12 protein-coding genes are annotated in these 13,172 nt (G+C 32.8%); 11 read left to right on the forward strand and 1 reads right to left on the reverse strand.

The annotated features are described in order from the left end of the window. Nucleotides 1-27 precede the first annotated feature (27 nt). The 11 genes from ACH5TX_RS15165 (at nt 28) to ACH5TX_RS15215 (ending at nt 11,784) form a co-directional block, all read left to right on the forward strand. Nucleotides 28-1,206, forward strand: coding sequence for an argininosuccinate synthase (locus ACH5TX_RS15165; RefSeq protein WP_439340335.1), 1,179 nt, complete (start codon nt 28-30; stop codon nt 1,204-1,206). A gap of 82 nt (nt 1,207-1,288) precedes the next feature. Then, complete coding sequence (gene argC, locus ACH5TX_RS15170) at nt 1,289-2,272, forward strand: N-acetyl-gamma-glutamyl-phosphate reductase (RefSeq protein ID WP_439340336.1); 984 nt, start codon at nt 1,289-1,291, stop codon at nt 2,270-2,272. A 90-nt stretch (nt 2,273-2,362) separates the two neighbouring features. Beyond that, nucleotides 2,363-3,154: a pyrroline-5-carboxylate reductase gene (proC, locus tag ACH5TX_RS15175; protein WP_439340337.1), complete on the forward strand. Its 792-nt coding sequence runs from the start codon at nt 2,363-2,365 to the stop codon at nt 3,152-3,154. A 5-nt stretch (nt 3,155-3,159) separates the two neighbouring features. Beyond that, nucleotides 3,160-4,287 (forward strand): aspartate aminotransferase family protein, encoded by a 1,128-nt coding sequence (locus tag ACH5TX_RS15180; protein WP_439340338.1) that lies wholly within the window; start codon nt 3,160-3,162, stop codon nt 4,285-4,287. Nucleotides 4,288-4,369: 82 nt separating this feature from the next. Continuing rightward, nucleotides 4,370-5,563 carry a glutamate-5-semialdehyde dehydrogenase gene (locus tag ACH5TX_RS15185; protein ID WP_439340339.1) on the forward strand — a complete coding sequence of 398 codons (1,194 nt, stop codon included), beginning with the start codon at nt 4,370-4,372 and terminating at the stop codon, nt 5,561-5,563. 1 nt (nt 5,564) lies between these two features. Continuing rightward, nucleotides 5,565-6,326, forward strand: coding sequence for a glutamate 5-kinase (gene proB / locus ACH5TX_RS15190; RefSeq protein ID WP_439340340.1), 762 nt, complete (start codon nt 5,565-5,567; stop codon nt 6,324-6,326). A 6-nt stretch (nt 6,327-6,332) separates the two neighbouring features. After that, complete coding sequence (locus ACH5TX_RS15195) at nt 6,333-7,271, forward strand: N-acetylornithine carbamoyltransferase (RefSeq protein ID WP_439340341.1); 939 nt, start codon at nt 6,333-6,335, stop codon at nt 7,269-7,271. A 52-nt stretch (nt 7,272-7,323) separates the two neighbouring features. Continuing rightward, nucleotides 7,324-8,100 (forward strand): acetylglutamate kinase, encoded by a 777-nt coding sequence (argB, locus tag ACH5TX_RS15200; RefSeq protein WP_439340342.1) that lies wholly within the window; start codon nt 7,324-7,326, stop codon nt 8,098-8,100. 3 nt (nt 8,101-8,103) lie between these two features. Continuing rightward, on the forward strand, nt 8,104-9,168 hold the full coding sequence (locus ACH5TX_RS15205) for a M20 family metallo-hydrolase (protein WP_439340343.1): 1,065 nt from the start codon (nt 8,104-8,106) through the stop codon (nt 9,166-9,168). A gap of 96 nt (nt 9,169-9,264) precedes the next feature. Next, entirely contained in the window at nt 9,265-10,539 is a 1,275-nt protein-coding gene (gene argH, locus ACH5TX_RS15210) for an argininosuccinate lyase (RefSeq protein ID WP_439340344.1), read from the forward strand. Between the two features lie 114 nt (nt 10,540-10,653). Beyond that, entirely contained in the window at nt 10,654-11,784 is a 1,131-nt protein-coding gene (locus ACH5TX_RS15215) for a hypothetical protein (RefSeq protein ID WP_439340345.1), read from the forward strand. A 238-nt stretch (nt 11,785-12,022) separates the two neighbouring features. On the opposite strand, the gene leuB is transcribed toward ACH5TX_RS15215, so the two are convergent. Continuing rightward, nucleotides 12,023-13,141 (reverse strand): 3-isopropylmalate dehydrogenase, encoded by a 1,119-nt coding sequence (gene leuB / locus ACH5TX_RS15220; RefSeq protein WP_439340346.1) that lies wholly within the window; start codon nt 13,139-13,141, stop codon nt 12,023-12,025. Nucleotides 13,142-13,172 lie beyond the last annotated feature (31 nt).

Genomic DNA, 13,172 nt, shown 5'->3' on the forward strand with positions numbered 1-13,172 from the left:
GGAAATAAAAAACAAATAGTATTACACATGAAAAAATTAGTAATAGCATACAGTGGCGGATTAGATACTTCGTACTGTGCAGTAAGTTTATCAAAAGAATATGATGTACACGCGGTAAGCGTTAATACAGGTGGTTTCACAAAAGAAGAAATCAGTCATATTGAAAGTAATGCCTATAAAATGGGGGTTTCAACCTATAAGAATATTGATGCGGTTGCCACATTTTATAATAAAGTGGTAAAGTATTTAATTTTTGGAAACGTATTAAAAAACGGTACCTATCCATTATCTGTAAGTGCAGAGCGTATTATTCAAGCTATTGAAATTATTGAGTATGCTAAAAGTATAGATGCAGAATATATTGCTCATGGTAGTACAGGAGCTGGAAACGATCAAGTACGTTTCGATATGATTTTTCAAACCTTGGCGCCAAATATCAAAATTATTACGCCTATTAGAGATGAGAAATTAACGAGACAAGAAGAAATAGATTATTTAAAATCTGAAGGTATTGATATGCCTTGGGAAAAATCTAAATATTCTGTAAACAAAGGTCTTTGGGGAACCAGTGTTGGAGGTGTTGAAACATTGAAATCAGAAAAACCTTTGCCTAGTGAAGCATATCCATCTCAATTAGAAAAAGAAGGTGAAGAAAAAGTAACATTAACGTTTAAAAACGGTGAGTTTACAGCTTTAAATGGTGAAGAAAATGATCCTAGAATAAATATTGAAAAGTTAAATGATATCGCTTCGGCTTATGCTATTGGTAGAGATATTCATGTAGGCGATACTATTGTAGGAACAAAAGGAAGAGTTGGTTTTGAAGCTGCTGCTGCATTGATAACGGTAAAAGCACATCACCTTTTAGAAAAGCACACGTTAACTAAGTGGCAATTACAACACAAAGATTATTTATCTAGCTTCTACGGTATGCATTTGCATGAAGGACAATATTTAGATCCTGTAATGAGAGATATGGAAGCTTTCTTGCAAAGTAGTCAAGACATGGTTTCTGGTGATGTAACGGTAACTTTAAAACCATATCATTTTTCTTTAGATGGCATTGTTTCAGATCACGATTTAATGTCAAGTAAGTTTAGTACTTATGGTGAAGAAAATAAAGCTTGGACAGCAGATGACGCTAAAGGGTTTATCAAGATTCTAGGAAATCAAAATAAAATATACAGACAAGTAAATTCTAAATAAGTAATTTAAAAACTGAGTCATTTCGACGAAAGGAGAAATCACATAATTTGTGATATGCAGGAATGAATAAAAACAGCACAAAATGAAAAACATTCAAGTAGGTATTATAGGAGGCGCAGGATATACTGCAGGTGAATTAATTAGATTACTAATAAATCACCCAAACACAAATATTAATTTTGTGTACAGTACATCTAATGCTGGAAACAAAATAAGTAAAATTCATCAAGATTTAGTAGGATCGTTAGATTTGAAATTTACAGATACTGTAAACCCAGATGTTGATGTGTTGTTTTTGTGTTTAGGACATGGTAATTCGGTTAAATTTTTATCTGCAAATACGTTTTCAGATAACACAAAAATTATCGATTTAGGAAATGATTTTAGATTGGAAGCTGATAAAGTTTTTAACGGAAAAACATTTGTTTATGGTTTACCAGAATTACAAAGAGCCGATATTAAGTCTGCAAAATATATAGCAAATCCAGGATGTTTTGCAACAGCCATTCAGTTAGGGGTATTACCATTAGCAAATGCAGGTTTGCTAAATAACGATGTGCATATTAATGCGGTTACAGGAGCAACAGGAGCAGGAACATCATTATCTGCAACAACGCATTATACTTGGAGAGATAATAATTTTTCGTATTACAAGCCATTTACGCATCAGCATTTAGGAGAAATTAATCAGTCGGTTAGCCAGTTGCAAAATAGTTTTTCTTCTGAAATTATTTTTATGCCAAATAGAGGTAATTTTTCTAGAGGTATTTTTGCAACACTTTATACTGATTTTGAAGGAACGGTTGAAGAGGCAAAAGAAATTTATACGTCTTATTACAAAGATGCAAAATTCACATTTGTTTCAGATGAGTTTTTGCATATGAAGCAAGTTGTAAATACTAATAAATGTTTAATACATTTACATAAACATAATGGCAAATTATTAATTACTAGTGTGATTGATAATTTGTTAAAAGGTGCTTCTGGACAAGCGGTTCAAAACATGAATTTAATGTTTGGTTTAGAAGAAACAACAGGATTAGGATTAAAGGCGACTTATTTCTAATTGATTGTTTTTTATTTCCGTGGAGACGGAAATCTAAAGAGTTATAATATTGATATTACTTCCCTCAAGGGAATAAAAAAAGAGTTTATTATGAAAATAGCGATTATAGGAACAGGAAATTTAGGAAGCTCGATTGCAAAAGGGCTTGTTAGTAATAAATCGTTTACATCATTGTATTTAAGTGATAGAAATACTGTGCATGTAGATGTGTATAAAGATGTTGAAAATGTAACCGTTACAAACGAGAATGCTTTAGCTGTTGAAAATAGTGATGTTCTTATTTTTGCGCTTCAGCCTAAGCATATTGATGCTGTTTTAGCAAGTGTAGCATCAAAAATTACAGATAAACATGTGGTGATGTCTGTGGCTGCTGGTGTAGATATTGCTAGAATTGAAAATAGTATTGGTGCTGGTAAAACAATTATTCGTGTCATGCCAAATACGGCGATTTCTATTGGAGAATCAATGACTTGTTTAGCTGGAAATGATAAAGGAAAAGCACAGATGGATTTAGCAAGAGGTATCTTTGATTTATTAGGGACAACCATGGTGATTCCTGAAGAGCAAATACAAGCTGCAACTGTTATTTGTGCCAGTGGTACTGCTTTTTGGATGCGCTTGATACGTGCTACTATGCAAGGCGCTGTTCAGTTAGGTTTTGAGGCCGATGTAGCTTTAGAATTAGCTTTACAAACCTCTTATGGTGCTGCTAGTTTATTAAAATCATCGGGTAAGCATCCAGAGGAAGAAATAGATAGAGTAACGACACCAAGTGGTTGTACTATTGAAGGTTTAAACGTTATGGAGCAAAAAGGTTTAAGCTCTGCTTTAATTGAAGGTATTAAAGCGTCGTTTGACAAAATTAATCAACTTAAAAAATAATTAAAATGCCATTATTTGACGTTTATCCATTATACAATGTAACCCCAGTTTCGGGAAAAGATATTCATGTTTATGACGATGCTGGAACCGAATATTTAGACCTTTACGGCGGACATGCCGTGATTTCAATAGGGCATGCACATCCTAATTATGTTCAGGCAGTTACAAAACAAGTAGAAGCCTTAGGGTTTTATTCTAATGCGGTTCAAAATCCGTTACAAGTACAATTAGCTGATAAAATAGAAGTGCTTTCTGGCTGTAAAGACTATGAATTATTTTTATGTAATTCTGGTGCCGAAGCAAACGAAAATGCTTTAAAATTAGCATCGTTTAAAACAGGGAAATCGCGTGTTGTTGCTTTTAAAAATGGCTTTCACGGACGTACATCGGCAGCTGTAGCGGCAACCGATAACAAAAACATTATAGCGCCAATTAATGCGCAACAAGAGGTTACTATTTTAGATTTAAATGATATTGAAGGTGTTAAAACCGAATTAGAAAAAGGCGATGTTTGTGCTGTTATTGTTGAGTTTATTCAAGGTGTTGGTGGTTTAGATCAAGGTACTGCTGCCTTTTTTGAGCAAGTAGATGCTTTGTGTAAAGCAAACAATACATATTTTATTGCTGATGAGGTGCAATCGGGTTACGGACGTTCTGGGAAATTCTTTGCGTTTCAACATTATAACGTAACGCCTGAAATTATTTCGATTGCCAAAGGTATGGGGAATGGTTTTCCAATTGGTGGGATTTTAATTCATCCAGATATTGAAGCAAAATATGGTATGTTAGGAACAACGTTTGGTGGTAATCATTTAGCATGTGCAGCTGGTTTAGCGGTTTTAAATACGATTGAAGAAGAAAAACTGATTGATAATGTAAATGCAATGTCTGAATATTTAATAGAGAAGGCGAAAAGCATTCCTCAGATAAAAAATATAAAAGGACGTGGTTTAATGATTGGTTTAGAATTCGATTTTGAAGTAGGAGAACTTAGAAAAAAACTCATTTATGATGAGCATATATTTACAGGTGGAGCTTCTAACAAAAAGTTACTTAGAATTTTACCACCTTTAACTATTAAAAAAGAACATATCGATCAATTTTTTGAAGCTCTTAAAAAGGTTTTAGAATAATTATTTAAAATATTGAAATGCAGTTGCGTCATTTCGACGAAAGGAGAAATCACACAAGAAGCTAAACTGAAGACTAAAAACAATGAACACCCTATTATCCATAGAAACAAGAAATGCCGTATTGCTTGAAATGGCAACGCTTTTAGAAAATGAAAGAGAAGCAATAATTGCTATAAATAAAACGGATTTAGACGCTTATAAGGGCGATGATATTTCTATGTTCGATCGTTTAAAAGTAGACGATTCGAAGGTAGATGAAATGATTAAATCGGTTACGCATTTAGCATCTCAAGAAGATCCTGTTGGTGTAGAACGTTTTAGTTTTAAACACGATAATGGTATGCAGGTTTATAATAAAACAGCATCCTTTGGAACGGTGTTAATTATTTATGAATCGCGTCCAGATGTTACTGTGGAAGCTGGAGGTATTGCCTTTAAATCAGGAAATAAAATTCTGTTAAAAGGAGGTAAAGAGTCTTTAAGATCGAATTTAAAGATTGTTGAACTTTGGCATCAAGCGTTAAAAGCACATGGTGCTTCAACAGATTGGGTGGAGTATTTACAGTTCAATAGAACCGAAACACAAGCCTTTTTAGAAAAACCAACTCAGAAAGTCGATTTAATAGTGCCTCGTGGTGGCGAACGTTTAATTGCTTTTGTGAAAGAGCATGCTACTTGTCCAGTTATTATTAGTGGTCGTGGTAATAATTTTGTGTATGTACATAAGGAAGCCGATTTAGATATTGCTTTAGATGTTATCTTAAACGGAAAATCAAAAATATCAGCTTGTAATGCCGTAGATAAAGTTTTAATTGACGAAAATTTACCTAATAAAGAGGAATTTGTGAACACGTTAATTTCAAAATTAAGTGATTCTAAAATTCAGGTTTTAGGAGATGGAGCAATTTCAAAATCTCATGGTGTTGAAGCTATAACTTCAGATGAAATCTGGTATCAAGAATTTTTAGATTATAAAATCTTAATCGGAGAAATTGCATCTAATCAAGATACTATTGCTATGATAAATAAATATTCTGGCGGACATTCATCGGTTATTGTAACAAGTAATGAAGCCGAAGCTAAGGCGTTTATGGAAAATGTTGACACAGCAGCTGTGTATCATAATGCATCCACACGTTTTACTGATGGTGGTCAATTAGGATTGGGTGGCGAATTAGCCATTAGTACAGATAAATTACATCAACGTGGACCAATTGGTTTACAGCATTTAGTAACCAATAAATGGTACGTTCATGGTAATGGGCAAATAAGATAACATGAAGAAGAAACGCATATTACTAAAAATAGGGTCGAATACACTCACCAAAGAAACCGATAATATTTCTAGAGGTAAGATTGAAGATTTAGCAAGTCAAATCGCAAAACTTCAAGATAATTACGAGTTTATTATTGTGAGTTCTGGGGCTATTGCTGTGGCAAAACAGTTTGTAAAACTTGAAAGTCAGCGTAAAGAGCTTTTTGTAAAACAAGCTTTGGCGTCTATTGGTCAGCCACATCTTATACGAATTTATCAAGAAATTTTTAGAGAATATGGGTTGTTAACCTCGCAGTGTTTGTTGTCGTATTCAGATTTCGAAAAAGAGCAGAGTAAAACCAATATTGTAAATACTATAAATGTGCTCGTTAATAATAATTACATCCCTATTATTAATGAAAATGATACGGTTGCTACCGATGAAATCAAATTTGGAGATAATGATAAATTAGGCGCGTTAACCGCATCGCTTTTAGAAGTCGATTTGTTTATTATTGCAACCAATACCAATGGGATTTACACAAAAGCCTCTATGGAAAATGGTAAGCCAGAAACCATTGAATTGGTTGAGGATTTTGATGCTCTAATAAATCAAGTGGTTAATTCAAAATCAACACATGGTAGCGGAGGTATGCAATCTAAAATTGAAGCAGCATCAGTAACAAAAAAAGCAAATATTGAAACTTGGATTGTAAACGGTTTAGAAGATGATTTTATAACCAATGCGTTTGAAAATAAAGTACCGTTTACTAAAATAAAATAATTTAGAATGAAACATTATACATCCATAAACGACATCGATAATATCAATTCATGGATTGAAGATGCAAAAGCTTTAAAAGAAAATCCGTTAAGTGATATTGAATTAGGAAAAAATAAAACACTAGGGTTATTATTTTTTAATTCAAGTTTGCGTACGCGTTTAAGTACCCAAAAAGCAGCATTGAATTTAGGAATGAATCCAATTGTTATGAATGTTTCTGGAGATGCTTGGGGTATTGAGTTTGGAGATGGTACGGTTATGAACGGAAATACTGCAGAGCATATTAAAGAAGCGGCAGCAGTGGTATCTCAATATTGTGATGTTATTGCGGTAAGAGCGTTTCCAACGCTTACCGATAAGGAAAAAGATGAAAGTGAACAGGTGTTGAATTCATTTAAAAAATTTGCATCTGTACCCATTGTTAATATGGAAAGTGCTACAGGACATCCGTTACAAGGATTAACCGATGCGCTTACTATTTCAGAGCATGCAAAAACTAAGAAGCCAAAAGTCGTGTTAAGTTGGGCGCCACATATTAAGGCTTTGCCTCACGCTGTTGCTAATAGTTTTACACAAGCCATGCAAAAAATGGATGTTGAGTTTGTTATTGCAAACCCTGAAGGGTATGATTTGAGTTCAGAAATTACAGGAGATACACCAATAATTCACAACCAAGAAGAAGCTTTTAAAGATGCCGATTTTGTATATGTGAAAAACTGGAGTTCGTATGACGATTACGGAAAAGTACTAAATATAGATCCTAATTGGATGATAACCAAAGAGAAATTAGGTGATGCTAAATTCATGCACTGTTTACCTGTAAGACGTAATGTTATTGTTGAAGATGCTGTTTTAGATAGTGATAGTTCATTAGTGATAGAACAAGCTAATAACAGAACATACGCAGCACAATTGGTGTTAAAGAAAATATTAGAGAATTTATAAAAAATAGTGTCAGGTTGAGCGCAGTCGAAACCCATTCAAAATAAAAACTTAAATGGAAAAATTATCCATAGTAAAAATAGGAGGAAACATCATTGAAGACGAAGCGTCTTTAAATGCTTTTTTAAAACTGTTTTCTAATTTAAAAGGGCATAAAATTTTGGTGCATGGTGGCGGAAAACGCGCGACTCATATCGCATCAAAATTGGGTATAGAGTCTAAAATGGTTAATGGTAGACGCATTACCGATGCCGAAACTTTAGAAGTTATTACTATGGTTTACGGTGGTTTGGTAAATAAAAATGTGGTTGCTAAACTACAGGCTTTAAATACAGATGCTATTGGTTTAACAGGAGCAGATGTTAATAGTATTACATCAGAAAAAAGACCAGTAAAAGACATTGATTTTGGTTTTGTTGGAGATGTTAAAAAAGTGGCTCATAATTCCATAGATAAATTAATTAAAGCCGATTTTACCCCTGTTTTTTGTGCCATTACGCACGATAGTAACGGACAACTTTTAAACACGAATGCCGATACCATTACATCGCAAGTAGCTGTAGGTATGAGTAATTTATATGAAACATCTATTTATTATTGTTTCGAATTAAATGGTGTTTTAAAAGATATAAACGATAAAAATTCTGTTATCAAACACATAGATGCTTCATTATATCAAGAATTATTAGAGCAAGGTATTATTGCAGATGGCATGTTGCCGAAGTTAGAAAATTGTTTTGATGCATTAAATAATGGTGTAAAAAGCATAAACATGGGAAATACTTCTATGTTAACCCAAGAAAATGATAATTTTACAACCATAACTTTATAAAGGATGTTACAGGAATTAACAAATAACGCGATATCACTATTAAAAAAGTTGATTGAAACGCAGTCTTTTTCAACAGAAGAGGAACCAACTGCGGCGCATATTGAAGCATGGTTTACACAGTATGACATTCCATTTAATAGAACCAAAAATAATGTTTGGTCAACTAATAAATATTTTGATGTAAGTAAACCAACATTGTTGCTAAACTCTCATCACGACACCGTAAAGCCAAATAGTGCTTATACTAACGATCCGTTTAAAGCCTTTGTAGAAGATGGTAAATTATACGGCTTAGGAAGTAATGATGCTGGTGGCTGTTTGGTGTCTTTAATGGCCACATTCACTTATTTTTATAATCATAAAGATTTAAAATATAATCTAGTTATTGTCGCTTCCGCGGAAGAAGAAAATAGCGGTCCAAATGGACTAAATAGTATGTTAGCTGTTATTCCAAAAATTGATGTTGCTATTGTAGGCGAACCCACGTTGATGAATCTTGCCGTTGCCGAAAAAGGGTTGGTAGTATTTGAAGCCGTTATAGAAGGCACACCAAGTCACGCTGCGCATCCAAACGATAATAACGCCATTTATAATAGTATTGAAGCTTTACAGTGGTTTAAAGATTTAAAGTTTGAAAAAGGATCAGAAGCTTTAGGCGATGTGAAGTTAACTGTAACACAAATTAGTGCAGGTTCACAACATAATGTGGTGCCAGGTCATGTAGATTTGGTGATTGATGTTCGTGTTAATGATGCTTATACTAATGCCGAAATAGCTGCCTTTTTACAAGAAAATGCACCTGTTACAAGTATAAAACCACGTAGTTTGCGTTTAAATTCATCATCCATCCCTTTAGATCACGATTTAGTAAAAGCTGGAATTGCTATGGGAAGAACAACCTATGGTTCACCAACATTGTCAGATCAAGCCGTGTTGTCTTGTCCGAGTTTAAAATTAGGACCAGGAGATAGCACACGTTCGCATTCGGCAAATGAGTTTATTTATGTGAATGAGATTGAAGAAGGTATTAAGATTTATGTGGAATTGTTGAATAGGGTAATTGTTTAAATAGCTCTGTCATTCCTGCGAAGGCAGGAATCTATAAAAATAAAAGTTAAGATTTAAAAGATTCCCGCTTTCGCGGAAATGAAAAAAGTATAAAGTATGAAACTCTGGGACAAAGGCATATCAATCGATAAAAAAATAGAACAATTCACCGTTGGAAACGATAGAGAAATTGATATTCATATAGCAAAGTACGATGTAATTGCATCTAAAGCACATGCTAAAATGCTTCAAAAAATAGGCATTCTTTCAGTTGAAGAATTGGTGGAGTTATTAGGCGGATTAAAAACTTTAGAGGAACAAATTGAAAACGGCACGTTTGTTATCGATCCTCAGTTTGAAGACGTACACTCAAAAATAGAATTTGAGCTTACCAAAACCTTAGGCGATGTTGGTAAAAAAATCCACACGGCACGTTCTAGAAACGATCAAGTTTTAGTAGCGCTTAATCTCTATTACAAGGAGAATTTAAACATTGTAAAAAGCAAAACACAAACTTTTTTCAATACGCTTTTAGATTTAGCCGATACTTATAAAGATAAAGTCTTACCAGGTTATACACACTTACAAGTAGCTATGCCATCATCGTTCGGGTTGTGGTTTTCTGCCTATGCAGAGCTTATGATAGACGATGTGTATTTATTAGATGCAGCCATTAAAACAGTAGATCAAAATCCTTTAGGTTCTGCAGCTGGTTACGGAAGTTCATTCCCAATAGATAGAGAATTAACAACCAAAGAAATGGACTTTGCAACCTTAAAATACAATGTGGTTGCGGCACAAATGGGACGTGGTAAAAATGAACGTACTATTGCAGCTGCTTTAGGTGGTTTGTGTAATACTATGGCGCGGTTTGCTATGGATACTTGTTTGTACATGAGTCAGAATTTTGGATTTATTACATTTCCAGATGAGTTAACAACAGGAAGTAGCATTATGCCACACAAAAAGAATCCTGATGTGTTTGAGCTTATTAGAGGTAAGTGTAATAAAATACAAGCCTTACAAAGTGAAATGATTCTTATAACGAATAACTTGCCAAGTGGCTACCACAGAGATTTTCAGTTATTAAAAGAAAATATGATTGCTGCTTTTGAGGAAATAAAAGACATTCTAGATATTTTTAATTATTCTATTCAGCAAATTATTGTGAAAGATATTGATGTAAATAGCGATTTGTATAAATACTTATTTACGGTAGATAATATAAACACTTTGGTTGTAGAAGGGCAAAGTTTTAGAGAAGCTTACCAAAAAATTGGCGGACAAGTACAAGACGGTACCTATGTTCCTGATACGTCTAAACATCATACACATGTTGGTAGTATCCATAATTTATGTTTAGATAAGATTAGAGATAAGTTTCCTGAGTAGGGAATTAGATTGATTTCTAAAAAACTCAACTAATTTTATTTAACGTCTGATATGAAATATTAAAACGATTTTATATCATTATAGTTTCGCTGACCAATATAAATTATAAAATTGATGAAATATTTTTTCTTTTTTGTTCTCATAATATTTACCAATTGTAAAGAGAAAAATAAAATTGAACAGCAAAAAAGATACGATGTTGGTTACGCATTAAAAGCCTTTTCTGAAATCCATAAAGAAAACGATACAATAATTAAAACATTTGAAAAGTGTATAAGTTCAAGTAAATTATTTGAGTATGGACAATATTGGAAGAAATCGGATACTTTAATATTTAAATATGCATATGATGATTTATGGTTCTCAATTGTAGATTGGTATCCTGAGTATATTCCAACTATAATGTCTATACAAAAAAAAGAAGAGGATAAATATTTAGTTAAAATAGCTGTAATGGGTAAGCCTGAAGAATTCAATTCTTTAAATGTTATTTATAATTTTTATGCTTTTAGAGAAAATGATGGAGATTTTAAATTTGAAAATGTAATTACTGAAAATCTTAAAGAGTGGAATGAGAAAAATATTGAAAACATAAAATATATCTTTCCTCCAAACAAAAAGTTAAATCAAACTGAAGTACAAAAGCAAATTGAATTTGAAAATAATTTAATTTCCAAATTTAACTTTGATAAGATTAATTATACTTATATAAGTTGTAATTCTGTTTATGATTATAAGAAAATAAGAGGTTTTGATTATGAAGATTCAATGTTTTTTAATAATCAAAATGGAGGCGAAACTTTTCCAGAACATGAATTGATTTTTTCGGGTAATAATTCAGAATATTACCCTCACGAATTAGTACATCTTTATACTCATAAGTATTTCAAAAATATTAATTCAATAATCGATGAAGGTTTCGCTACTTATCTTGGAGGATCAATGGAATTGGATTATTTACATCATATCAGGATTTTAAAAGAATACTTAGGCAATAATAAAATTGATTTATTAGAATATTTGTTAGACAACAAAAAGAAATATACAGTTATAGGAAATGTTTCTTCCATAAAATATTCTGTTGGAGCACTACTCTGTAGTTTGGCTGATGAAAATAATGTGTTATATGAAATATTGGATAGTGGTAAATCTGATGAAGAATTAATTAAAACCATTGAAGGCCTATTTAATATTGATAGAAAAGACTTTAACTCTTTTATTAATGAGAAATTGAAAGAATATTAAGTAATTACTTCTTTTCTTATATAATACTATAAATTGAATTCCTCAATTCTCCTTTTCCGCGTTAAGGATTGCAATGAAAATCCTTTTTGAGAGGTACGAACAAAAAGATTGTAATGGAAAGCCTGACCCCTTTTTCGGGGTAACGCCCAAATAAATAAAAGCATTAAAAAAGCGCATCGGTTACAATGCGCTTTAAAGAAATCCCAATATTTTTTGTTTTTGTGACTAACTCAAATAATTAAATAATTGTGGACTGTCCTAAATGTATGTTGGTAAAGTTTAAGTTGGTTTCATCGGGATTATTTATAAAATCTTCAATAAAATCGCCAACTTTGGTGGTTGTTATATTATCGTATTTGGTATTTAAGTCGGGTGTGGTAATATGTAGTTTTAACGATTTGTCTACCGCTTCACGTACTAAGGCTGCTTCATCATCTAATCCAAAATGTTCTAATAACATGGCTGCCGATAAAATAGAAGCTATAGGATTAGCAATACCTTTATTAGCTGCTTTGGTGTAAGCACCGTGAATAGGCTCAAACATAGCATGATCTTTTCCTATAGATGCCGATGCTAATAAACCTATAGAGCCAACAATAACACTGGCTTCTTCAGAAAGGATATCACCAAACATATTTTCGGTTAAAATAACATCAAATTGTCTTGGGTTAATAATAAGCTCCATAGCCGCATTATCAATATACATATAAACGATTTCAACATCTGGATATTGAGGTGCTAATTCTTGAACTATTCTGCGCCAAAGACGCGAACTTTCTAACACATTAGCTTTATCAACTAAAGTTAATTTACGTCTTCTAGATTGAGCTGCCTGAAATGCTAAATGCGCAATACGCTCTATTTCATGACGCGTATATTTACAGATATCAGAAGCTGTATTACCGTCGTCACTTAATTGTTTTTCACCAAAATAAATGCCACTTGTTAATTCTCTGTAAATAAGAATATTGGTGTCTTTAATTTGGGCTTTCTTTAAAGAAGATTTGTTTAGTAAATCTTCGTAAGCTATAACAGGTCTAATATTTGTATATAAATCAAGTGTTTTTCTAAGACCTAAAAGACCTTGTTCGGGTCTTATGGTAGTATTAGGATCTATATCGTATTTTGTGTTTCCAATGGCACCAAATAAAATGGCGTCAGCGTTTTCACAAGTGTTAATAGTTTCTTCTGGTAATGGATTACCTGTTTTGTCTATAGCAGAAGCACCTACTAATCCGTAATCGAAAGTAAATACGTGGTTAAACTCCATAGCAATAGCTTTCAAAACCTTAACGGCTTGAGCTGTAACTTCTGGACCAATACCATCACCAGGTAAAACGGCAATATTTAGTTTCATTTAAATTGATTTAGTTTCCTTAAACGGAAAA

The organism is Thalassobellus citreus (genome assembly GCF_044385915.1).
Taxonomy (GTDB): Bacteria; Bacteroidota; Bacteroidia; order Flavobacteriales; family Flavobacteriaceae; genus Thalassobellus; species Thalassobellus citreus.